This is a genomic window from Cobetia sp. 1AS1 (assembly GCF_029846435.1).
Lineage (GTDB): Bacteria > Pseudomonadota > Gammaproteobacteria > Pseudomonadales > Halomonadaceae > Cobetia > Cobetia amphilecti.
Genome location: NZ_JARWKU010000001.1, coordinates 673,291 through 696,712, shown reverse-complemented (window position 1 = coordinate 696,712; position 23,422 = coordinate 673,291). Strand labels below are relative to the sequence as shown.

Sequence of the window (23,422 nt, the reverse complement as noted above, 5' to 3'; positions counted from 1 at the left end):
GCCCGACTGTCGGCTATGTCTCCAAGCGGCTGTGACATGACGCTGCAAATCCCTGCAAGGTGAATCCTGGTGAAGGCCTATCGCCTGCTGCGGGTCGCACTGACGGCTGAAGGGTCGCACGATGCCACTCAGCGGCCACGCCAGGCCGCGGCTTGCGAATACGGCTGGCGACCACAAAATACAATGATTACCGAAAGCAAAACAATCTCATTATCATATAAGTATTGCATCTTGTTTCATGTAAAGCCTTGTTCTCTTATGCAGCCCTCTTCCAGCCCTCTTCCAACCCTCTTGCAGCCCTCATGCATCCATCGAGTCAACGGCACTTTGCGTCACAGGCTGGCAAGCTTGGCCAGCAGGCTGAAAACTCTGCGAGAATTCACGGGTTTGACAGTACTGCACCTTATGTCACTAATGGATGCCTTTCCCCCAAGGAGCACGCCTCATGTTTCTGTTGATCCTCTTCGCTGCCATCGCGATTGGCATCTCATTCATCTGCTCCGTGCTCGAGGCGGCGCTGCTGTCGCTCTCCCCCAGCTATGTGGCAAGCCTGAGAGACCAGCACCCCAAGCGCCACGCCGCTCTGGCCAAGCTCAAGGACAATATCGACAAGCCGCTGGCCGCCATCCTGACGCTCAATACCATCGCGCATACCGTCGGTGCCACGGGGGTGGGCGCGCAGGTATCGGTCGTCTTCGGGGAAGCCTGGGTCGGCGTGGCCTCGGCGGTGATGACGCTGCTGATCCTGGTGGCCTCGGAAATCATCCCCAAGACCATCGGTGCCACCTACTGGCGTCAGCTGTCGCCGATGCTGCCCGGCGTGCTCAATGCCATGGTCATCGCGCTCAAGCCGCTGATCTGGCTGTCGGAGTTGATCACCTCGCGCATCGGCAAGGATGCTCATGACATCGATGTGCGTGGCGAGATCAAGGCACTGGCCCAGATGGGGCTCGACAAGAAAGCCCTGGAAAATGATGAACAGCGCGTCATCACCAACATCCTCAATCTGCACGAGATGAAGGTGCGTGACGTGCTGACGCCGCGCCCTGTCTGCCAGACGGTCAGTCCCGAGATGAGCGTGGCCGAGTTCAATGACCAGCTGACGATCTGGCCCTTCAGCCGCTACCCGGTGATGACCGACGATGAGCGAACGCTGGGCATGATCCATCGAGCCGATGCCCATCAGGCAGAGCCCACCACGCCGCTCAAGAACCTGATGCGCCCGATCAGCGAGCTGCACGCCGAAGACAACGTCGAACATGCCTTTGGGCTCATGCAGCGCGAACGCCAGCATCTGTGCGTGGTCTACGACAACCTCGGCAACTGGCTGGGTGTCATCACGCTGGAAGACGTGATGGAGACGATTCTGGGCGAGGACATCATCGACGAGACGGACAACGTGGCCAATCTGCGCCGCTTTGCCCGCCAGCGCTGGACCAAGCGTATCGGTGCCAACACCTCAAGCACCCAGCCTTCCGCTGCAACGGCGGCTGGTGGAGGCGCTGTCTCGGGCGATGAAGCTGGCTCTGGTGAAGGTGCTTTACCCGTCTACGAGCACACCGAGAAAGATGCGGGCTCAGCCAATAACTCTGCCAAAGGGCCTGCCAAGAGCGCCGATGACAGCAAGGGCTAGGCCCGACCCTCCACGCGTGTGACCCGCTCGAAGGCAAAAGTCCCGTGAAAGTCGTTGCCAGATACGACTATCGCGGGACTTTTTTTATTGGCGGCTGTTGATACCGCCTGATAACCCATTGATTCCTCTTGCGAACCCCTACTCTCAATCAATCGAATAATTTCTTTCTTCCAATCTCTCGGTAATCAATCCCCGGACTCGGTGCTAACGTTAATCACACACGACGGACAGCGAACGAACCGAGATAAAATAATGATATACAAGAAATTTACGACGTTCCGCACTGAACAGAAAGGCGCCATTCTGTATGTGACCTTCGATTATCCGCCGGTCAATATTCAGGACATTCCCATGCTGGCCGACCTGACCATGCTGTCGCAGAAGCTCGAGCGTGACAGCGACACCAAGGTGGTGGTCTTCCAGTCAGCCCATCCCGAGATCTTTGTCGCCCATGCCGACGTAGACTTCCTCAAGGACATGTCGACTCATGCGGTCCACCAGGGTGAGGTCAAGCTGCTGGACCTGCAGGTGGTCCTCGAGCGCGTAAGCCGCCTGCCCCAGGCGACCATCGCCAAGATTGAAGGTTTTGCCCGCGGCGGTGGTCACGAATTTGCCCTGGCCTGTGACATGCGCTTCGCCGCACGTGGCAAGGCCCGTTTCATGCAGATGGAAGTCGCGATGGGCATTCTGCCCTGCGGGGGTGGTGCCTCACGCATGGCACGTCAGGCAGGCCTTGGCCGAGCGCTGGAAATCATCCTCAGCGCCAAGGACTTCGATGCCGATCAGGCCGCCGAATACGGCACCATCAATCGCGCGCTGGACCCGCAGGAGATCGGCCCCTTCGTCGACTCGCTGGCCGAGCGAATCTCCTTGTGGCCATCAGCCGCCATCAACGCCTGCAAACAGGCCGTCTACGCCTCCATCGACAAGCCCATCGAAGACGCCTTGAAGGAAGAAGCCTATTGGCTCTATCAGGCCACCAGCCAGACCGCCGCCATCAAGCGCTTCCAGAATGCCTATGACAGCGATGTCGAAAACGACATGACCGCCCAGCGCAACTGGGACCAGATCGTGATCGACGTCCAGTCCATCGTTTGAGAATACGTCCTGCAACGTAAGCAAGGATGCCCTTTAGGGGAGTGGCAACACTCCCTCTTTTTGGATTCTCCCACCCCCTTTCTCTTTTTGGATTCTCCCACCCTATTTCGGAGCCACACCATGCATATCGATGACCACTCCCTGTGCAACGACTTCCCTCAGCAACGTGAACTCATTCTGCGCCTGATCAATGGCAATGAAGAGTTTGCCCGCATCGCGGAAGCCTATACCCGTATCGATATCGAGATTCACGCCCTGGAAGTCGATGAATCGCCGATCGGCGATGACTCCATGCACCAACTCAAGCACCAGCGTAGCCTGCTCAAGGATGGTCTATACGAGCGAATGATGGCGGCTGAGTAAAGCGACGACTGCTCATTACCTGGAAATAGCGGCCGATTAATATCCATCGGCTTGTGTGACTGACTACCTCTATCATTAGATTGCCTGATCAGCTGGCCTTTGCAGGCCGGCTAGCCTTTTTCCGGATATATAAATGCTGCACACCCCCCTTTACCGGACGATTCCATTTATCCAGATAATCCAGTCCCTGGATCAAGACTCCAAGCTTGCTGGCCCCATGATCGGCCGGTTTGAAGTCAGGCATCTTCTTCTTTAGATAACTTCCTACCGCTGATAAGGAAGTCCAGCCATCTTTCTGCTGCAGCTCATTCACCGCACTCAAGATATGCGACCTCAACTGCCTCTGTGCCTTGGTCGGCTTGACGAGGGCTACCGGCTCAGCGGCCGACTTGCTGACTGGCATGGCCGGGGCGGGCTTCTCAGCCACCTTGCGCAGTCCTTCGCTGTAGATGAACTTGTCACAGGCAGACACGAATGGCTGAGGCGTCTTGTCTTCACCGAAGCCATATACCAGCATGCCGCTCTCTCTCAAACGAGCCGCCAGGCGCGTAAAATCGCTGTCCGAAGAGATGAGGCAGAACCCTTCCACGTTCCCCGAGTACAGCAAGTCCATGGCATCGATGATCAACGCAGAGTCAGTTGCATTCTTGCCCTGGGTATAGCTGAACTGCTGAACCGGATGAATGGCATGACGCAGAAGATGCTCTTTCCATGGCGCAAGATTCGGCGTCGTCCAGTCTCCGTAAGCCCGCTTGATGGTGCTGCCCCCCAGTTTTGAAATCTCTGCCAGCAGCGCTTCGCAGATAGCAGCCTGCGCATTGTCAGCATCAACAAGTACCGCCAATCTATTGCGTCCTATCTGTGACATGTATCGCTCCATGATGTACGTCACTGAAATCCTGTTATCTCTCCTTGGGATAATATGTCATGTAATGACCCTGATGATCACCAGATAAGTCATGGCCTTGGCAAACGCCTCCTAGCCGGTTTCAAATCCCTCTATCAAGGCATCCATCAGCACCCTCACTCGCCGAGGAAGAATCGACGTCTCCGGTCGGACGATGTAGATGCTGGTATCTGCGCCGTCCCCACGGATGTCTTCCAGCAGCGGGATCAAGCGTCCAGAAGCCAGGTCATCGGCGATCAGGTAGTGCGGCAGACAGGCAATGCCGCGACTGCCCAGACAGGCGGCATGCAGGGTTTCCAGGGAATTGGAGAGGAAGCCGCAACGCATGTCAGGCAGTGACTTGAGCCCCCAGGCATTGAACCCGCCGGGAAGATTCAGGATCAGGCTGACATGCTCTGCCAGCTCCGGCACTGAGCGCGGCGTGCCGTGGCTTGCCAGATAGTCCGGTGATGCACAGATGACGCGATGGTTGGTGGCCAACCGCCTGGCGATCAGGCCAAGCTCGGGCTGTGCGGTGCTGCGTATCGCCAGATCCATCCCTTCATGGACCAGGTCGACCACCGCGTCCGACAGCGTCAGGTCCACGATCACCTCGGGATAGCGCTCCATGAAGCGCAACAGCAGGGGCATCACCTGCAGCTTGCCCAAGGCATTGGAACACGAGAGGCGAATGCGCCCCTTGAGCGCGCCGCTGCCTTCGGCGATCTCCTGTTCGACATTGCGCAGGCGCTCCTGCAACTCCCGCGTCTCCAGGGCATAGAGCTGCCCCGCTTCACTCAAGCGCATCTGCCGAGTGGAGCGAATCAACAGCTGGGCACCAAGACGCTGTTCCAGCTGCGCGATGCGCTTGCTGATCGCGGAGTGGGTAATGCCAAGCTGGCGCGCCGCCCCGGTGAAGGTACCGGCGTCGACGACGGCGTGAAAGATGTCGAGGTCCGTATGCGTTTTCATATATTCCATTTGCTCACGGATACTGTGCGCGCACAACGGATTATCACCGTCCGCAAGGCATGTCACCCTGTCATCAGTTCCTGAAATGACAGATTCAGTGCCACATTGCTCGCCATATCCCTTGCCACATCTTTTACTTAACGCGCACCAAGAGAGACATCGCCACCATGACAGACCAGCCGACAGCCTCCGCCCTGTTTACCCCTTTCACGTTGCCAAGCGGCCGGGTGCTCGCCAACCGAATCGTCAAGGCTGCGATGTCGGATTCTCTCGGCGATGGCACGGGGCATCCCAGTGAGGCACAGCTGCGCCTTTACGAGCGCTGGGCAGAAGGTGGCGTGGCGGCGTCGCTGGTCGGTGAGGTACAGCCTGACCACCACCATGCCGAGAAACCGGGCAACCTGGTGCTCAACACGCAATCCGATCTCGCGGCCTTCACGCAACTGGCCCAGCGCGGTCAACAGCATGGTGCAGACCTCTGGCTGCAGCTCGGCCACGCCGGTGCGATGGCCTACCCACCGACCAGCACGGCGCACGGCCCCAGTGCACTGGATATTCCCGGGCTACGTTGCGAGGCCATGAGCCTGGAGGCCATCAAGGCATTGCCTGCTGCCATGGCAACGACGGCTCGTCTGGCCCGTGAAGCCGGGTTTGGCGGGGTACAGGTGCATGCGGCACACGGTTTCCTGCTCAGCCAGTTTCTGTCTCCCCTCTTCAATCAGCGCACGGATGACTACGGCGGCAGCCTCGACAACCGCATGCGGCTGATGCGTGAGGTGATCATTGCCGTGCGTGAGGCCGTTGGCCACGACTACCCGGTACTGGTGAAGCTCAACTCCAGCGACCAACTGCAAGGCGGTTTCGAGGAAGCCGAAGCGCTGCAGGTGATAGCAGCACTCGATGAGCTACCCATCGATCTGATCGATATCAGTGGCGGCACCTACTTCCCCGGCGCGAGCTCCGCGTCGGATGCCAGTGCCAGCGGCCCCTACTTCGTCGAATTCGCCAAGCGTGCACGCGAGGTTACGACCCTGCCCCTGATGGCAACCGGCGGCTTCAAGACACTCGCCCAGGCCGAAGACGCCGTGGCACAGGGCGCCGTCGACCTCGTCGGCCTGGCCCGCCCACTGGCGCTGCATCCGTCACTGCCCGCCCTCTGGCAGGCCGGAGAATGCCCCGCGCCAGAATTCCCGCGTTTCAGCGCGCCGCCTGAAGGCGGAGTGACAGCCTGGTATACCCTGCGCCTGACCCAGCTGGGCGAGGATCGTGAGCATGAATCACTGGGCGAACTGGAGACGGTGCTGGCCGACTATGAAGCCCGCGACGCCGCACGCGCCGAGACCTGGAATGCGCACTTCTCGAACTGAGTCGCTTTCAGTAGGACAGACGCAAAACGCCGCAGCGCTGACGCTGCGGCGTTCATGTTTCAGTCCCTTGCAGTGATGCATGTCAGGTCGTGGGAAGCCGCACCAATGAAGCGTCTTCAGGCAGCGTTGTGCACACTGACTGAAGGCGCTTCACTGCCGCCCCTGTTTCCCTGCGACTTGCCCTGGCGCTGATAGCTGCCCTTGCCCTTGCGCGCCTTTACCACGCGTTGCTTGAACATCGGGGTACGCAGCACTGCCTTGAGCGCGTTGTCCTGTACCTTGCGCTTGTGAGTCATGGTGTCTTCTCCTGTGGCTTCTCTATCACCGGCCCAGTATACGCCCTTTCGGCATGCAGAGTGATCAACCTCCGCTTCCCCCTCGTCGCTGGCCTGGTGAGTGAATAGCCCCGCGAATAGTTCAGCGAATAGCCCAGCAGATCCTCTAGCCTTCCCCACCAGCGAATCTTCCAGCGAACCCTTGAGCGAGGGTTATTTGCTAATCTGGCGCCCTTTTCCCTCCTGATCCCGTCTCTTTCTCCATTCACACACCACTCACTACTGTGACACCCCTTTTCCATCCTCCTCACACCCCTATTTTACTCAAAATCTCAAAATTACAAGCACCCACCTGCTTGACCAATAGATCATTTCAGCCCTCCACCCGCTTGACTCAGCATGCCTTGAATAGGCAGAAAACTATCCACCTTCGAATCGATATTGCAACACGGCAATCTTCTTTTCTTTCCTCATAGAAAAAAGCCAGATAACGCCACGAAAAACCACCGCCAAAACATCAAAAATATACACGAAAATCAATATCTTACAAAAAAACAACCCAAACCATGAGTTGATAAATCGCATCCTTGCGCCTGACCTTTCCAAAGTGACACAACCCGAAATAATCTTACCACTAAAGTCTAAACACCCTCGTGATCGTGTACACTTCATACACTCAGAATCAATGTCTAACATTTGAGATGGCGCATCATTTCTGCGAGGATGCCTCACGTTCCGCGAGCCGTAGATTGCTCTCAAGGCAAGAAAAATACGGCCTCCGTGCTCAGGTTCAGCGAAATGTCAGGTGGCCAGTCAACTGGATCCCTTACCTTTCCAGGCCACCCAAGCGCTGGATAACGCTCATTATTATCGCGCTCCATTACATAGGAAAAAGCACCTGGTCAACACGAGATCCCGCAACGCGGGGTTCACGGAACATGACGTCTCATTACAGTCTCAACAGGAAATACCCATGACAAAACGCATTGCGATCATTGGCGCAGGGCCGAGTGGCCTGGCACAGCTGCGCGCCTTTCAATCTGCCGCTGACAAGGGTATCGATATTCCCGAAATAGTCTGTTATGAAAAACAGAGTGACTGGGGTGGCCTGTGGAATTACAGCTGGCGCACCGGTCTCGATCAGAATGGTGAGCCCGTCCACGGCAGCATGTACCGCTACCTGTGGTCCAACGGCCCCAAGGAATGTCTGGAGTTCGCGGATTATTCCTTCGAGGAGCACTTCGGCCATCCCATCGCCTCGTACCCGCCACGTGCGGTGGTCTTCGACTACATCAAGGGTCGAGTCGAGAAGGCAGGCGTGCGCAAGTACATCCGCTTCAACTGCCCGGTGCGCCACGTCAGCTTTGACGACAACCGCGAGCAGTTCACCGTCAGTGTCCATGACCTGCAGGCCGATGCGGTCGTTCAGGAGCAGTTTGATCACGTCATCGTGGCATCGGGTCACTTCTCGACCCCCAACGTGCCCGAATTCCCGGGGTTCTCGCAGTTCAATGGCCGCATTCTGCACGCTCATGACTTCCGTGACGCGCTGGAATTCAAGGGCAAGGACCTGCTGCTGATCGGCAGCAGCTACTCTGCCGAAGATATCGGTTCACAGTGCTACAAGTATGGCGCTCGCAGCATCACCACCAGCTATCGCACCGCCCCGATGGGCTTTGCTTGGCCGGACAACTGGGAAGAGAAACCGCTGTTGCTGAAGGTGGACCGCGACACGGCCTATTTCCGCGATGGCACCAGCAAGAAGATCGATGCCATCATCCTGTGTACCGGCTACCTCCACCACTTCCCGTTCCTGGATGAGCCACTGCGCCTCAAGACGGGCAATCGCATGTGGCCGCTCGGTCTCTACAAGGGCGCTGCCTGGGAAGAGAATCCGCGCATGTTCTACCTCGGCATGCAGGACCAGTGGTACACCTTCAACATGTTCGATGCCCAGGCATGGTGGGTGCGTGACGTGATTCTCGGTGAGATCGCGCTGCCCAGCCGCGAGGCGATGCAGGCGGATAGTCAGGCATGGCGTGACAGGGAAGAGACACTGGACAGCGATGAATCAATGATCCTCTTCCAGGGCGATTACGTGAAGTCACTGATCTCGGAGACGGATTATCCGAGCTTCGATATCGACGGCGTCAATCGCACCTTCCTCGAGTGGGAGCACCACAAGCACGAGAACATCATGACATTCCGTGACTACTCCTACCGCTCGCTGATGACCGGCACCATGGCCCCGCGCCATCACACGCCCTGGCTCGACGCGATGGATGATTCGCTGGAAGCCTTCCTGGCGCAGCCCGACAAGAGCGCTGGACAAGCAGGCGGCGAGACAGCCACCGCCGCGCAGCTCGCGACTGACGACGCCTGAGCAGGCCGTCTCAGTCAGCAGCCGTCTGAACGAGCAAGCCGTCTGAGACGACGAGCTTCCTGATCTGTCAGGCAACGAAGCCGCCGAGTCGTGACACGACTCGGCGGCTTCGTTCTATCAATTCACACGTGCAACAGCTCACTCGTGCAGCACATCGCAAAGTGATATCAGCGCCTGCGGCTGCGTGATGACCCGCTCCGGTGCCATGCTGGCCAGCCGCTCGGGGCTCTGCCATCCCCAGCTGACGGCAGCGGCACGACACCCTGCCTCGTGCGCGGCGCGAATGTCGCTGACGGCGTCGCCCACCATCCAGCTGCGCTCCACCGCCACTTGCGGCGCTGCCAATAGACCCACCAGCTTGGCCCCCTTGCTGCCCGCGATCTCACCGCCCAGCACCTGTGACACGCAATCCGACAGGCCGGCGGCGGCGAGCGTGGCACGAATCATCTCGCTGTGATTGGCCGACAGCACCATGACGTCGCCCTGTTCAGCAAGCGCCGACAAGGCCTCGCGCATGCCGGTGAAGACCGCCGGCGGCGTCGCCTGGCGGGTATAGGCAAAGACATGTGCGGCAAAGCGCGCGACGGCCTCGTCCGTGAAGCCCTGCACACGCGCCATCTCCTCGAAGGTCACGTTGTCCAGCGACTCCCAGCTATTGCGTTCCAGCACGATCGTCCGCCCTTCCAGACGCGCCGCATGCGCGCAGGCTTTGAGACACAGTGTCAGGCTGTCGGCAATCACACCATCAAAATCAAAGACATATAACGCTTTGTTCATTCTTTTGCTGCCTCAGCTGCCTGCAAGGTGTTGCTCAACGGCTCGCGCTCGCGAGTCGGAATCCGCTCATCGCGCTGCAGAGCGATCAATTCATCGAGCGCCTCCAGCGACTGGGCGGCCTCGAGCGTGTCGTGGAAGAAATAGCGGCGACTGTCATCCATGTAGAGGTGCAGGTGATTGACGATCTGCTCCTGGCCTATCATCAGCACGCCATAGGCCGGCGGCTCATGACTGCCGGCGAGACAATCCGCTGCAGAGACCAGATCCAGCCCGACCTGGTGATTGACGCCCGGCAGGGTCGAGAACGAGAGCCCCCGCCAGACACCGCTGGCCGGACGATGCACATGCCCGAACAGCAAGTGCTCGACATTGCCATGCCGCTGGATCACGTCATGCAGCGCCTGTGAATTCTGCAAGCGGATGTCGTCCATGTAACGGATGCCGAGGACCATGGGCGGATGATGCAGCGCCAGCAGGATACGGCGATCATGATGCGCAGCCAGACAGGCATCCAGCCACGCCAGGCGGGACTCACACAGCAGACCGCCATGCTCCCCCGCGACCGCCGAATCGAGCATCACCAGCACGCAATCATCAGCGCCGGGGCCGAAGGCATGCGCATACTGCACGAAGCCTCCGTCATCGCAGGGCAGCTCCGGGAAGGCGGCCTGCAGAGCCTCACGCGCATCATGATTGCCCATGCCGAGGAAATACGGCATCGACAGTTCTTCCAGTACCTCACGCAGCGCCTGGAAGGCGGCCGGTTCACCGCGATCGGTCAGGTCACCGCTGATGATCACGCCCTGAGCATCGCCGTGGTGCAGATTGATATCGGCAACGGCAGCCGCTAGCCGTGCACGTGGGTCCAGCCCGTAAAGTCGCTTGTCAGGAGCGACCAGATGGGTGTCGGTCAGATGGATCAGTTTCATGCTATCGCGCGTTCCATGAGGGCCACCTTGAGGGGCCGCCATTATCAAGCTCTCAGGTGACGACTGCGTGACGCACGCCACACTCTCTTCGCGCAAAGCCAATCGGGTGCATGCCACCTATCAAAAACGCCGCAGCGCTGAGCGCTGCGGCGTTTGATGTGCCGGTCATGATGCCCAGAGGGTCACGGCGTCTTCTTGCTCTCGAAGGACGCTTTCTCGTGACGCAGGATGTTGGCGCTCAGCGCAATGCAGACGCCAGCGGCGACCAGCAGGCACACCGCCACGGCACCAGAGTTGCTGAAGAAGAAGGCATAGTTGCCAGCGTGTACCACAGTATCGACAGTTTCCATTGCAAGACTCCTTGCGAAAGCGGATATCGGATGGGTCTACCAGTACTGCAATAACGGGGCCAGTCAGCGCTTATCTCGACATCATCTCGACAGACCGGCCCCTTCAGGATGTGCGCCGGGGCTCAGCTACCAGGGCTCAGCTACCAGGGCTCAGCTACCAGGGCTCAGCTGATGTCAGGACGCTTGTCCATCGGCGCCGCGACCACCCCACCGGAACGTGCCGGCACGCTGGAGCTTGTCTCGGAGGACAGGCTTTCCGGGTAGGCCTTGGCCGGGACTTCGAACAGGTCCAGCCCCAGTACCTCGACATGCGGCGGCACGCGCAGCAGGTTGAACTTCTTGAGCAGATAGGCCACGCCCCAGCCCGGAATGAAGCCCGTCAGTGCCATCACCACCGCGCCGGTCAGCTGGCCGGTGAAGGAGACGTCCGGCACGCCTTCGCCGACATTCGGGAAGCCGGCCGCGAAGATGCCCACCAGTACCACGCCGTAGAAGCCACAGAAGCCATGCACCGCGAAGGCGCCGACGGAGTCATCCAGGCCACGCTTCTCGAGCAGTGCGCCAATCTTCGGCATCAGGGCGCCACCGGTGACCGCCAGCACGAAGGCCAGGCCCGGGTTGTAGAGATCCAGCCCCGCCGCGACGGTGATGATGCCGCCCAGCGCACCGGACATGGTCCAGAAGGGATCACGCGAGGACAGATAGGCACCGATCACGCCGCCACCGAAGCCCATCAGGGTATTGAAGGCGAAGGCAGAAAGGTTGGTGCGATTGCCGTAGATGGTGGTCCAGCCGATGTCACCGGTGTTGAAGATGATGCAGCCGCCGAGGAAGCCGAAGAAACCGACGATGATCAGCATCAGGCCGATCAACGTCATCGGCATGTTGTGCGGCGCGATCACCTGCGGCTTGCCATCGTCACTGTACTTGCCGATGCGCGCGCCCAGATTGAGCAGCACGCCCAGCGCGAAGAAGCCGGCCACGGCGTGCACCACACCGGCGGCGCCGACATCGTGGTAGCCCAGCTTGTGCAGCATCCAGCCATCCGGATGCCAGCCCCAGGCGCCCGCCATGATCCAGACACCGGCGCCGAGAATCACCGCCAGAATCAGGAAGGCCCCCAGGCGAATGCGTTCGATCACCGCCCCCGAGAGGATGGAGCCGGTAGTCGCGCCGAACAGGGCAAAGGCGGCGAAGAAGATGCCGGTGCCCATGTCATCGGCGTCCGGACGCATGCTCGCGCTCCACGGCAGAGCGGCGGACGCCTCGATGGGGATCAGCCCGTTGGGGAAGGCGTTGTAGATCCACCAGCCCACGAAGTAGAAGGCGGGGATGATCGAGGCCAGCGTCAGCACGTTCTTCATGCCGGATGCCAACGCATTCTTGGAACGCGAGGCACCGATCTCATAGGCCAGAAAGCCTGCATGGATCAGGAACATGATGGCGGTACACCACCAATAGAACACCTCGATGTTCATCGCCTGATGCATATCCAATATGCTTTGCAACGTCTTTTCATCCATCGTCTTTTCTCCTTTACCGGAGCCTGTGGATCAGCGCGCTTCACTGTGCAAGCGGCACTGCCCGTCCGGGGGTTGTTGTTGTTTTTCAAGGGGACCTGCTGGATAAAGCAAGCGACATGCCAGATGACCCTCATTGGCCACCCTCAGCAATTCGTTGTTTTTACTGCATCATTCTTGAAACCGAGGACTCCTCTTCAGATATGAAGCCCATGGAGCCTTCCCTGCGAGGAGGATGGGCGTTATTGAGGCATGCCGGCCACGGCATGCACCGCGAGATGACTTGCAGGGCGCTGCATATACGCAAGTCATTGCGCGCGACTCACCTCTCATGCTTCCCCTCCTGGCAGTGAGATCAGCTACGCACCTTGAGGCGCTCCGGGTCATGGAAGGGCAATGTCACCACCTCGGCGGCGAGGCGCTTCTGATGGCCATCCAGCTGGCCGATCTCAAGCTGGGTTCCCGGGCTTGCGAAGTCCGGTGCCAGGCGGCACATCGCGATGGAACGATCGAGCAGCGGCGACTGGGTGGCACTGGTGACCACGCCCACCGGATAGCGGCCGTGGTAGACGAGATCGCCATGGCTGACCAACTCGCTGCTGTGCATCTTCAGGCCCATCACGCGATGCCGTGATTCCGGCGCCTCGCGTTGCAGCGCTGCCCGCCCGACGAAGTCCTCTTCCTTGCTCTTCATCGGCACGGTGAAGCCGATGCCCGCCTCATAGGGGGAGGTCTGCGGGCAGAATTCATGACCGGCGAAGATCAGCCCCGCCTCGATTCTCAGCATGTCGAGGGCATCCAGTCCCAGCGGCGCGATGCCATGGGGCTCACCCGCCGCCCAGATCGCCTCCCACACGGCCGGGGCGTCCTTGGGATGACACCAGATTTCATAACCGAGCTCGCCGGTATAGCCGGTACGCGACACCATCAGCGGAATGCCATCCGGCCCCGACAGACGACCGATCATGAAGCGGAACCAGCCCAGCCCCTGAACGTCTGGCTGGGTACGCGCATTCCAGATCAGCGGCGCCAGCACCTCGCGGCTCTTCGGCCCCTGCAGCGCGATGTTGTGCAGCTGATGAGTGGAGTCACGCACCGTGACGCGATAGCCCTGGCGCTGGGCAAGCTCCCTGAGCCACTGGCCGCTGGCCGGGTCACCGCAGATCCAGCGGAAGGTCTGCTCGCCCATGCGGAACAAGGTGCCGTCATCGAGCATGCCGCCGGTTTCCTGACACATGGCGGAGTACACCACCTCGCCGATGGAGAGCCGTCGTACATTGCGGGTCAATGCGTATTGCAGCAGGCGTTCGGCATCGGGACCGGCGACCTCGAACTTGCGCAGCGCCGAGAGATCCATCATCGCGACCCGCTCGCGGCAGGCCAGATATTCGGCCCGCGCACCCCACCCTTCGTAATGCGTGGCCAGCCAGTAGCCGTGGTAGTCGATGAACTGCTTGGTCAAGGCGGAGGTGCAGGGATGAAAGGCAGTGGGCAGTGTCATGCGCGGCAATTCCTCGGGCCGATTGCGATAGGCGATCCCACGGGGGAAATCATGTTCAGCGGCGTAGATGCGCACCTGGATATCGGTCGGCACCCAGCCATTGGCGGCGTCGATGTCATCCGGACAGGCCGATGAGGCGCAGATGAGGTCACGGTCGGCGCGCAGCAGCACATAGTCGCCGGGGCGCGACCAGGGCTCGTCCACCGCCAGGGTGCCGCAGGGCTCTACATAGGCATTGAAGAAGAAGTTGATCGCCGGCCAGCTGGCACGCTGTTGAATGCCATGCGACGCCGACAGGGCGTTGTTGAAGTTGATCGTGCAGCTATCGTGGCCGAAGTAGCCGTGGTGTTCGTAATACTGCGGCGAACAGGCGAGCATGAAGCTGTCATGGCGCCCCACCGTGTCCTGCACCACTTCCAGCATCGGATGCAGATGCTGATCGAAGAACACCGAATAGAGCCCCGGATTGGGCATGCAATGACCGGACAGGCTGCGCGTGGCGCCGGCGTCCAGCCCCAGCTCTTTACCCTGCGCCCAGGCATTGGCATCGAAGGCCACGAAATCGGAGCACTGACGACCCGCCACATCGATGATCTGGATCCACTCGCCCTGCTTGACCTCATAGACCTCGACCGTGCCCGCCGAGACTCTCGTCTCCTGCTTGATCGGCGCCAATGGCGCTGGCAGCTGCTCCTGCCCCACCAGCCCCTCGCAGAAGTGCGAGACCTCAAGCTCGGTGGCCAGATGCTTGCCATCGAGCTGCATGTCATCACCGGGGGCCAGCAGAATCAGTCGCGCGGCTGGCGCTTCACGCGGCCAGCGAATCTCGGCCGGCAACCCGGCCACTGACAAGCGCTGCCACTCCGACAGCGGCACCTGCGCGACTCCCAGCGCTGCCAGACGCTGCTGGGTGAACGGGCTTCGCACCTGCTCGGCCTTACCCTCTTCTGCCCCTTGTGGCTGGCTGGCAAAGGCATGTTCTTCCAGACAGGTGATGCTGGCGTAGCGCGCGAGTGTCAGTCCATCGACTGTGTCTGCAATCTCTCCAGCTTCTGCCCCTCCAGCTTCTGCCCCTCCAGCTTCTGCCCCTCCAGCTTCTGCCACCCCGTGCTGACCCTCCCGGCCCCCTGGTGGCAATAGCAGCCACTCGCAGGCCTGGGCACCATCGACGGATGACACCTGCACGCTGTCCCCCGGCGACAGCTCAAGCGCCAGCGCATCCAGCCCGGGTATTCGATAACGATACAGCTGGCACGGCGTGGCAGCGGGTATCTCGACTGCAAGCTCCATCGTGGTGATACCTCTTGTGGTCATGGCAAGTAGGTCCGGCGTTGCACGCGTGATGGGGTGAAGCAGCTCCCCGATGTGCTTGGATGGTGCATGTCCCCTTCTGCGACGCACCACGTTCTTCATGGTTAATTAAATTTACTCACAGTGGAGATCGCGACAATCCATCAAGAGAGTTACCCATGAAGGGGTAAGCCGTTCACTGGCATGAAGCTTGCTCATCAAGCTTGCTGACGCGACATCGCAAGCCCGAAGAAAGAACCCCGAAGCAGGAAGTAGAGAGAGGAGCTCGCATGGAAGTCATTCTCGGCGCAGGGAAGGAAGGCAAGGTGCCTGCTGCACGAACGGCGGCCGCCCTGGTTGATGTACGCCGTGCCGACGTACGCCGCGACGACGAGCCACTGCACTCCTCCCCCGGCGATGCGAGGCGCGAGACTCCCAAGCTCGACGCCATCACCCTGCGCATCGCCACCTGCGCTGACCTCACGGAGACGCTGCCATCATTGCTGGGAGAGCTGCTGCGAGAGCTTTGGGGAGACCTTCAGGGAGAGAGGATGGACTTACTGAGCCAGCAGGTTGCCGGTACTCAGGCTTGCTCACGTCCTGTCGAGAGCTGCGTGCTGCATCGTGGGGTCGATCAGCAACGCCATGAGGTGATCGCGCCGACTGGCCTCGCCCTGCCCGCAAAGACGCGTCAGACCCTGCAGGAGATCGTCAGCCAGATCGCCCATGACGCGCACGTCAGCCGCCAGCCGTCAGCTGTCTCGGGCAGGCCCCACGGGGTGTTGGTCGCCCTCACCCACACCACTGACAGACAGGCGACTGGCGATGACTGGTTGTGGCTTGGAGAGCCGGCCGCCGCAGCCCTCGAATCGAGGCTGGCGAGCGCCGCCATCGATGCCCTGAGCCGTGGCCTGGCACTGCATCAGCAGCAACAGGCGCGTCACGCCGAAGACATCAAGGCAGCGGTGGCGCAGGCGCTGAAGAACGAACGCCGACATCTGGCGGCGGAGCTGCACGACACCCTCGCCCAGGAATTGAGTTATCTGCAGATGCAGAGCGCACGCCTGACTCGCGCCGCTCGTCGTGCGCCACAGGAAGTGCAGGCACTGGCCGAGGACGTGCATACCCAGTCCCGGCGCGCCTTGCGCCAGACCCGGGAGCTCATCAACGGCGCGCACGCCACCTGGGGAGACGCGCCGCTGGCCTGTGTGCTGGACAACTTGATCGAGGAATTCGAGACACGCTCAGGCCTGGTGTTCGAGCTCGACAACCGCATCCAGTCGCTGCACCTCCCCGATGCCCAGGCCCTGCAGGTGATGTTCATCGTGCGTGAAGCGATGACCAACAGCGTGCGCCATGCCCGGGCCACCCACCTGCGCCTGCAATTGCTCTATCAGTCTTCAGGGCCTCAGCCAGCGGAGCGGGTGTTGCTGACCATCGAGGACAACGGCTGCGGCTTTGACCCCGCCGACATCGCCCCCGCCCATTTCGGGCTGGGCATCATGCAGGATCGCGCACGCCAGCTCGGGGCCGACTTCGCCATCACCCAACCCCGCCATGGCGGTACCCGCGTGACACTGAGCTGGGAGCGCCACGACACATGACCGTGACTCGCCAGATGCCCTCGACACACCAGACACCCTCGACACCCCCGACACGAGTCGTGCTCGTCGACGACCATCCGCTGTTTCGGCGCGGGCTTGCCGAGCTGTTGAGTGAAGGTGGCCTGTTCGAGGTCGTGGCCGACTTCGATGACGGCACCGATCTGCTTGACGCCCTGTCCACCCTCGCCCCGGAGCTGGTGATCGTCGACTGGCAGATGCCGCAGCTCGATGGCCTGACCCTGATGCGCCATCTCAAGCAGCGTGATGCCACTCTCAAGGTAGTGCTGCTGACCGCCTCCGATGACAGCCGCCACCTGTTGGATGCCATCCAGCAAGGGGCGGATGGCTACCTGATGAAGGACACCGACCCCGAACGCATTCTCGAGCGCCTGCAGGCCGTGGTCGACGGCAAGCTGGGGCTGGAAGAAGAGACCTTGCTGCTGCTCGCCCGGCGTCTGCAGCAGGACCACCGCCAGCGCGAACAACACTCGCAAGCACAGACGAATAAACAGCAGCATAAACAGGAGCAGGAGCAGACTGAGGCGCTGCCAACCGTGGCGAATCCCCCTGCTGGCTCCACGCTCGACGGGGCCGCCGCTCTCGACCGACCCACGACACCTGACTGGCACACGGCACCTGAATTGCCCACGGCACCTGAATGGTACGAAGGCCTGACCGAGCGTGAACGCGATACCCTCAAATGGATCGGGCGCGGCCTCAGCAACAAGCTGATTGCCCGCGAGCTGGGCATCAGCGACAGCACGGTGAAGGTCTACGTCAAGAATCTGCTGCGCAAGCTGAACCTGCATTCGCGACTGGAGCTGGCCGCCTGGGTCTACGCTCACCCGCTGACGCCCGCGAGTGATGCCAGCCGAGCGCCCGCCGAGGACGCGACAGGCGCCGAAACGGATACGAACCGGGCCGAAAAGGAGAGCCTGCGATGATGCGCTTTCTCGAACAGTTCGCCTCCGCCTCGATCGCCTCACCCGCCTCGACTGCCTCGCCCTTCAGCGCCCAGGCGATTCTCGATGGGCTGAGTGATGCCGTGCTGGTGGTGGATGCCGACAGTACCCTGCTGTATGCCTCGCGCGGCTGGCAGGCCCTGAGCGGACACGAATCGCGCGACCCACGAGAAGAGACGCCCACCGCCACTCGGGCGGACGGGCCCGGCACGGCAGCGCAGCGCCTGCGCGATGCCCTGCACCCCGCGGATCAATCGCGCTGGGACATGCTCGCCCGCCACGTTTCGCGCCGCGAACGCCCTGACTGCTGGCGATTGCGCATCTTGGGGGCGGACCACCACTATCGCTGGTGTGAAGTGCGCAGCCAGTCGCTCTCGCTGGCCTCGCCCTGGCCCGCCACGCTCACCCTGCATGACATCAGCGAGCGCGTGCAGCAGGAGCAGATCGACGCCGCCAATCTGCGCAGCCTGACGCGGCTGATCAAGGGGCTGCCCGCGATGGTCTATCGCGCGCGCAACAACCGCCACTGGTCGATGGAATACATCAGTGACGGCTGCCTGGCCATCACCGGCCTCAGCCCCCAGCAACTGCTCGATCATCCCTCCCTTACCTACGGCGAGATGATCCATCCCGAAGATGCCGACCGCGTGTGGGATCAGGTGCAGGCAGCCCTTGAGGCCCGCACCCCCTTCACCCTTGCCTACCGCATTCGCCATCGCGACGGCGAGGTCATCCGGGTGCAGGAAAAGGGCCATGGCATCTATTCACCGGATGGCACGCCCTTGGCGGTGGAGGGCATCATCTTCGCCGTCGACACCTCGGCTATCTCAGACGTACCGCCATCGACTGAACCATTAAATGAGACATGAACTGAGACATGAACTGATGTACCCCTTTATGGCTACCCTTTCCGAGCAATGTGCAGCCGGACCACATCTCGCTAGCCTGTTTCGTTGTCAGTGTTTCACGACGTCATCACGTCCTGAAGCCTCGGATAACGCATGAAGACACAACAAGAACAGGAAGGTATCCATGACCCAACGTATCGCGATCATCGGTGCAGGACCCAGTGGCCTGGCTCAGTTGCGTGCCTTTCAATCCGCCGCCGACAAGGGCATCGAGATTCCCGAGATTGTCTGTTACGAAAAGCAGGATGACTGGGGCGGTCTGTGGAATTACAGCTGGCGTACCGGACTGGATGCCCACGGCGAGCCGGTCCACGGCAGCATGTATCGCTACCTGTGGTCGAATGGCCCCAAGGAATGTCTCGAATTCGCCGACTACTCCTTTGAAGAACATTTCGGGCGCCCTATCGCCTCCTATCCGCCGCGCGCGGTGCTGTTCGACTACATCAAGGGTCGCGTCGAGAAGGCCGGCGTTCGCAAGTACATCCGCTTCGGTTGCCCGGTGCGCCAGGTCACCTTCGATGATGCCAGCCAGCAATTCACGGTCAGCGTGCATGACCAGGCGCTCGATCTGGTGACCAGCGAAAGATTCGATCACGTCATCGTGGCATCCGGGCATTTCTCGACACCCAATGTGCCGGAATTCCCCGGCTTCTCGAGCTTCAATGGCCGCATTCTGCATGCCCATGACTTCCGTGATGCACTGGAATTCAAGGGCAAGGACCTGCTGCTGCTCGGCAGCAGCTATTCCGCCGAGGACATCGGCTCGCAGTGCTACAAGTATGGTGCGCGCAGCATCACCACCAGCTATCGCACCGCCCCGATGGGCTTCAAATGGCCGGACAACTGGGAAGAGAAGCCACTGCTGGTGAAGGTCGATCGCGATACCGCCTATTTCAGTGACGGCAGCCACAAGCGCGTCGATGCCATCATCCTGTGCACCGGCTATCTGCACCACTTCCCGTTCCTCGAGGAGTCGCTGCGCCTCAAGACCCAGAACCGCATGTGGCCGCTGGGGCTCTATAAGGGGGTGGTGTGGGAAGAGAATCCGCGCCTGTTCTATCTCGGCATGCAGGACCAGTGGTACACCTTCAACATGTTCGATGCCCAGGCCTGGTGGGTGCGTGATGCGATTCTCGGCACCCTGCCCCTGCCGTCACTGGACGCGATGCGTGAAGACAGTCTGGCGTGGCGTGCGCGCGAGGAAACGCTGGAAAGTGATGAGGACATGATTCTTTTCCAGGGCGATTACGTGAAATCGCTGATCGAAGCGACCGACTACCCGAGCTTCGATATCGATGGCGTGAATCGCACCTTCCTGGAATGGGAGCATCACAAGCACGAGAACATCATGACCTTCCGCGATCACGGCTATCGCTCCTTGATGACCGGCACCCTGGCGCCCAAGCATCACACGCCGTGGCTGGAGGCGATGGATGACTCGCTGGAAGCCTATCTGGCCCAACCTGCCGAGGTCGCGACACCACTCAACGAGGAGTCAGCTGCTCAGGCGACGACCACGCCGCTGGCCTCCTGACGCTCCTGGTCACCTGGGCTCTTGTTCAAAGGGGCTTCTGGTCTCAGGGGTTCGTGTTGACAGGGGCTCTGGCCAAACAAGGCTGCACGAACGACTTGCCAGGCAGCAGGTGGAGGGACACCAGGCGGAGGGGCTCCCTCCGCCTTTTCCTGCATCAAAACATCAACAAAAACTCATATAGACTGATGTTGGATATTGATGGCACGCAGGTCTCTCACAGGTGATGAAACACCGCATTTCCTGCCCCCCCACAAGGACACCCGATCACCATGCGCATCACGCTCTACTTCCTGATCTCGACCCTGTGCGAAATCGGCTGGGCCACGGGCCTGAAAGTCGCCGACAGTCCGCTTGAATGGGCACTGACGGTGCTGCTGGTCATCATCAGCCTGAGTCTGGTCACCCAGATCGCCAAGACACTGCCCGCCAGCACCACCTACGCCATCTTCGTCGGCCTGGGCACGGTGGGGACGGTGGTGGCTGACCTGCTGTTCTTCGATCTCGAATTCCAGTGGTCCACGCTGGGCTTCGTGGTGCTGATGCTGATCGGCATCATCGTGCTCAAGACGGCCCCCAGCGCACCTGCCGACAAGCAGCCCCGCGCGAGTGCCACACCGCAGACCACCTTCAGTGAATGACCAGGAGTGACGCCATGGATTGGGTCTATCTGATCGCCGCCGGCTGCTGTGAAGTCGTCGGCGTCACCGGTTTCAACCAGTACGCCAATCAGCACCGCCGCATGGGCGTGTTGCTGGTCGCGCTGGGCTTCAGCTCCTCCTTGAGTCTGCTGTATCTGGCCATGGATACCATCAGTCTGGGCATCGCCTATGCCGTGTTCTCCGGCATCGGTACCGTGGTCAGCGCCATCATCGGCGTGCTGTTCTGGCGCGAGCACTTCTCGTTTCGCCGCATGGCCTGCATCGGCGTCATCGTGCTGTCCATCGCCGGTCTGCACCTGTCCGGCGGGCATTGAGCGCCGGTCGGCGGTTGATTATTGCCATTTGTGCAATAACCAATTGCCGACCGGCGCCTTTTTCTGCCCGCGCCAGTGCACTAGCCTCGTGAACCAGCCTCCTGGACTCGGCACCGCAGGCACCCGCCTGAGTGCCTGTCCCTGCGGCATCCTCTGACAACCCATCGTGAAGGAGGTCTCGTTCATGTCAGCGCCCGTCCCTACCCGCATGGCGTTCGTCAATTATCAGCTCGACTGCCCGGAAGGCCTGCAGATCAAGGTGGACCCGAACGGCGAGACCGGTCGCCGCATCGAGCCGGAGCATGACCGCCGCGGTGTCAGGCTGCAGGACCTGCGCGCCACACCGCCCAGCTTCGCCTGCCAGGGATTGCTATTTCTCGACACGCCAGAACTTGCGGTCGATGTGCGCGATGCCGGGGTGCGCGATCGCCTGCACACACCGGCCATCGAGGCATTGCTCAAGCAGCAGCTCGGCGTCAGTGAAGTGCAGGTGTTCGACCACACCCTGCGCGGCTTCGAGGGTGAGCGCGTGCCGGCGCAGCATGTGCATGTCGACTACTCGCCTCGCTCTGGCCCGCAGCGCGTGCGCGATCTGCTCCCGCCCGAGCAGGCGGAGCAGTGGCTGAGCGGCCACTACGGCATCGTCAATGTCTGGCAGCCGGTCGAGCAAGCCGTCGCACGTGACCCGCTGGCCTTCGCCGATACCCAGAGCGTGCAACACGAGGACTGGGTCAACATCGACATCCTCTATCCGGACCGCTGCGGCCAGATCCAGGGCCTCGTGCACAACCCGGCTCACCGCTGGTACTTCGCCTCACAGATGCGCCCCGACGAAGCCATCGTCTTCAATGCCTTCGACAGCGCCGGCAAGCCGTCGGTCGCGCATACCGCGGCCGAGCTGCTCGATACGCCCGACGATGCGCCGACACGCACCAGTCTCGAGACGCGGGTATTGGTCCGCTATCCCGACTGACGTGTCACGGCCGCTGGTTGATAGCGACTGGTTGAAAATGACTGGTCGATAACGACTGGTTGGTGGCGGCTGAGCGCCGCGGTCGAGATGGCAGAGACCTGGCCCATCCGGGTAGCTGCCCCTCTCTCGCCCCTCTCGCGAGCTTATCGGCACTCGCCGCCAGATGACCGTCGTCCAGGCCTCCCTCCTTGCAGGCCTGGCGGCCACCGCTTGGCGGCCACCGCCTGGCGGCCACCGCCTGGCGGCCACCAGATTCTCGTCACACATTCTTCGTCATTCAGGAGCTTTGCCATGAGCTTGTCTTTCCATGTCGTCCGCCACGAACGCGGCTTCTCTCCCACGCCCCTGCCCATCTGGACCGACAACGGCGACGTGTCTGATCTCTTCGAGGCCGACGCGACACCAGAGGTGGTCCGTCAGGAAGTCGAGGGTGTCCCGGGTGCCTTCCAGCTGCTCAATGTGCTGACACCCGCCGAGGCCGACAACTTCGTCGCCACCCTGGAGGAAATGGGCTTCGAGGAAGATGCGCCCGTCTCCCTGCCGCGTTCGGTACGCCACAACCACAACGTCAACTGGGTCGTCAGTGAAGCGGTCGATCAGGTCCTCTGGCAGCGTTCGGCGCCGCTAGTGACCGAGCAGATCCAGGGCGAGGGCGCCAAGGGCATCAATGCGCGCTTTCGTGTCTATCGCTACGAGGCCGGCGACTTCTTCAAGCCGCATACCGATGGTGCCTGGCCGGGCAGTCGTGTCATCAATGGCGAGATCGTCCAGGACGCCTATCCGGGCCTGATGAGCCAGTACACCTTCCTCATCTTCCTGAGCGATGGCTATACCGGCGGGCGCACCGAGTTTCTGGTCAGCCGTCGCGAACCCGGCAAGCCGGCCCAGTCGCAGGATGACATCCAGAAGGTCTCGGTCTCCACGCCCAAGGGTGGCGTACTGTGCTTCCCGCATGGCTCGCACCCGCAGCACTGCGTGCATGCCGGCGAGCCGATCCGCGACGGCGCCAAGTACATCATCCGCAGCGATATCCTCTATTGATGGCTGCCTGATGAGCAGTGGCCAGGCACCGCTTGGCAGTTGCCGCTTGATAAGTACCCAGCGCAGCCTGAAAAACACGAAGG

Annotated in this window: 21 protein-coding genes; 13 read left to right on the top strand and 8 right to left on the bottom strand. The window is 61.0% G+C overall.

The window, feature by feature from the left end; translation table 11 throughout:
* Positions 1-445: 445 nt before the first annotated feature.
* From QD280_RS02955 to QD280_RS02945, 3 genes are all read left to right on the top strand, one after another.
* Positions 446-1,633: a CNNM domain-containing protein gene (locus QD280_RS02955; RefSeq protein ID WP_279838266.1), complete on the top strand. Its 1,188-nt coding sequence runs from the start codon at positions 446-448 to the stop codon at positions 1,631-1,633.
* 252 nt (positions 1,634-1,885) lie between these two features.
* Positions 1,886-2,731, top strand: coding sequence for an enoyl-CoA hydratase/isomerase family protein (locus QD280_RS02950; protein WP_192838093.1), 846 nt, complete (start codon positions 1,886-1,888; stop codon positions 2,729-2,731).
* A 120-nt stretch (positions 2,732-2,851) separates the two neighbouring features.
* On the top strand, positions 2,852-3,094 hold the full coding sequence (locus QD280_RS02945) for a YdcH family protein (RefSeq protein ID WP_054555932.1): 243 nt from the start codon (positions 2,852-2,854) through the stop codon (positions 3,092-3,094).
* A gap of 88 nt (positions 3,095-3,182) precedes the next feature.
* Here the strand turns inward: QD280_RS02945 and QD280_RS02940 are convergent, their stop codons facing one another.
* Both QD280_RS02940 and QD280_RS02935 read right to left on the bottom strand, forming a co-directional pair.
* The gene (locus QD280_RS02940) at positions 3,183-3,962 is read right to left on the bottom strand and encodes an NYN domain-containing protein (protein ID WP_279838264.1); all 780 of its coding nucleotides are present in this window, start codon (positions 3,960-3,962) and stop codon (positions 3,183-3,185) included.
* 111 nt (positions 3,963-4,073) lie between these two features.
* A complete protein-coding gene (locus QD280_RS02935) occupies positions 4,074-4,952 on the bottom strand; it encodes a LysR family transcriptional regulator (protein WP_279838262.1) in 879 nt (292 codons plus the stop codon).
* A gap of 167 nt (positions 4,953-5,119) precedes the next feature.
* On the opposite strand from QD280_RS02935, the gene QD280_RS02930 reads away from it, so the two are divergent.
* Entirely contained in the window at positions 5,120-6,319 is a 1,200-nt protein-coding gene (locus QD280_RS02930) for an oxidoreductase (RefSeq protein ID WP_279838260.1), read from the top strand.
* Between the two features lie 116 nt (positions 6,320-6,435).
* Here QD280_RS02930 and arfA read toward each other — a convergent pair whose 3' ends face one another.
* Positions 6,436-6,615: an alternative ribosome rescue factor ArfA gene (gene arfA, locus QD280_RS02925; protein WP_107335003.1), complete on the bottom strand. Its 180-nt coding sequence runs from the start codon at positions 6,613-6,615 to the stop codon at positions 6,436-6,438.
* 952 nt (positions 6,616-7,567) lie between these two features.
* Between arfA and QD280_RS02920 the strand changes: the two genes are divergently transcribed.
* Positions 7,568-8,977 (top strand): NAD(P)/FAD-dependent oxidoreductase, encoded by a 1,410-nt coding sequence (locus tag QD280_RS02920; RefSeq protein ID WP_279838257.1) that lies wholly within the window; start codon positions 7,568-7,570, stop codon positions 8,975-8,977.
* Positions 8,978-9,115: 138 nt separating this feature from the next.
* Here QD280_RS02920 and QD280_RS02915 read toward each other — a convergent pair whose 3' ends face one another.
* The 5 genes from QD280_RS02915 to QD280_RS02895 form a co-directional block, all read right to left on the bottom strand.
* Positions 9,116-9,754 carry an HAD hydrolase-like protein gene (locus QD280_RS02915; protein WP_279838255.1) on the bottom strand — a complete coding sequence of 213 codons (639 nt, stop codon included), beginning with the start codon at positions 9,752-9,754 and terminating at the stop codon, positions 9,116-9,118.
* A complete protein-coding gene (locus tag QD280_RS02910; RefSeq protein WP_192838087.1) occupies positions 9,751-10,683 on the bottom strand; it encodes a phosphodiesterase in 933 nt (310 codons plus the stop codon). The genes QD280_RS02915 and QD280_RS02910 overlap by 4 nt, the downstream gene beginning before the upstream one ends.
* A 182-nt stretch (positions 10,684-10,865) precedes the next feature.
* Positions 10,866-11,033 carry a hypothetical protein gene (locus QD280_RS02905; protein ID WP_153635554.1) on the bottom strand — a complete coding sequence of 56 codons (168 nt, stop codon included), beginning with the start codon at positions 11,031-11,033 and terminating at the stop codon, positions 10,866-10,868.
* Positions 11,034-11,197: 164 nt separating this feature from the next.
* Positions 11,198-12,556, bottom strand: a complete 1,359-nt coding sequence (locus QD280_RS02900; protein WP_107335007.1) for an ammonium transporter — start codon at positions 12,554-12,556, stop codon at positions 11,198-11,200.
* Positions 12,557-12,908: 352 nt separating this feature from the next.
* Complete coding sequence (locus tag QD280_RS02895) at positions 12,909-15,368, bottom strand: aminomethyltransferase family protein (protein WP_279838252.1); 2,460 nt, start codon at positions 15,366-15,368, stop codon at positions 12,909-12,911.
* Between the two features lie 266 nt (positions 15,369-15,634).
* Here QD280_RS02895 and QD280_RS02890 point away from each other — a divergent pair, with 266 nt between their 5' ends.
* From QD280_RS02890 to QD280_RS02850, 8 genes are all read left to right on the top strand, one after another.
* Positions 15,635-16,948 carry a histidine kinase gene (locus QD280_RS02890; protein ID WP_279838250.1) on the top strand — a complete coding sequence of 438 codons (1,314 nt, stop codon included), beginning with the start codon at positions 15,635-15,637 and terminating at the stop codon, positions 16,946-16,948.
* Positions 16,945-17,892, top strand: coding sequence for a response regulator transcription factor (locus QD280_RS17855; protein WP_347881947.1), 948 nt, complete (start codon positions 16,945-16,947; stop codon positions 17,890-17,892). Before QD280_RS02890 ends, QD280_RS17855 begins: the two co-directional genes overlap by 4 nt.
* Positions 17,889-18,779, top strand: a complete 891-nt coding sequence (locus tag QD280_RS02875; protein ID WP_279838247.1) for a PAS domain-containing protein — start codon at positions 17,889-17,891, stop codon at positions 18,777-18,779. Before QD280_RS17855 ends, QD280_RS02875 begins: the two co-directional genes overlap by 4 nt.
* Before the next feature lie 163 nt (positions 18,780-18,942).
* The gene (locus tag QD280_RS02870; RefSeq protein ID WP_279838245.1) at positions 18,943-20,352 is read left to right on the top strand and encodes an NAD(P)/FAD-dependent oxidoreductase; all 1,410 of its coding nucleotides are present in this window, start codon (positions 18,943-18,945) and stop codon (positions 20,350-20,352) included.
* A gap of 269 nt (positions 20,353-20,621) precedes the next feature.
* Positions 20,622-20,990, top strand: coding sequence for an SMR family transporter (locus tag QD280_RS02865; RefSeq protein ID WP_054555915.1), 369 nt, complete (start codon positions 20,622-20,624; stop codon positions 20,988-20,990).
* Between the two features lie 14 nt (positions 20,991-21,004).
* Entirely contained in the window at positions 21,005-21,325 is a 321-nt protein-coding gene (locus QD280_RS02860; RefSeq protein WP_043332225.1) for a multidrug efflux SMR transporter, read from the top strand.
* A 184-nt stretch (positions 21,326-21,509) separates the two neighbouring features.
* On the top strand, positions 21,510-22,298 hold the full coding sequence (locus QD280_RS02855; RefSeq protein WP_279838242.1) for a CmcJ/NvfI family oxidoreductase: 789 nt from the start codon (positions 21,510-21,512) through the stop codon (positions 22,296-22,298).
* Positions 22,299-22,589: 291 nt separating this feature from the next.
* Entirely contained in the window at positions 22,590-23,339 is a 750-nt protein-coding gene (locus QD280_RS02850) for a 2OG-Fe(II) oxygenase (protein WP_279838239.1), read from the top strand.
* Positions 23,340-23,422: the final 83 nt, after the last annotated feature.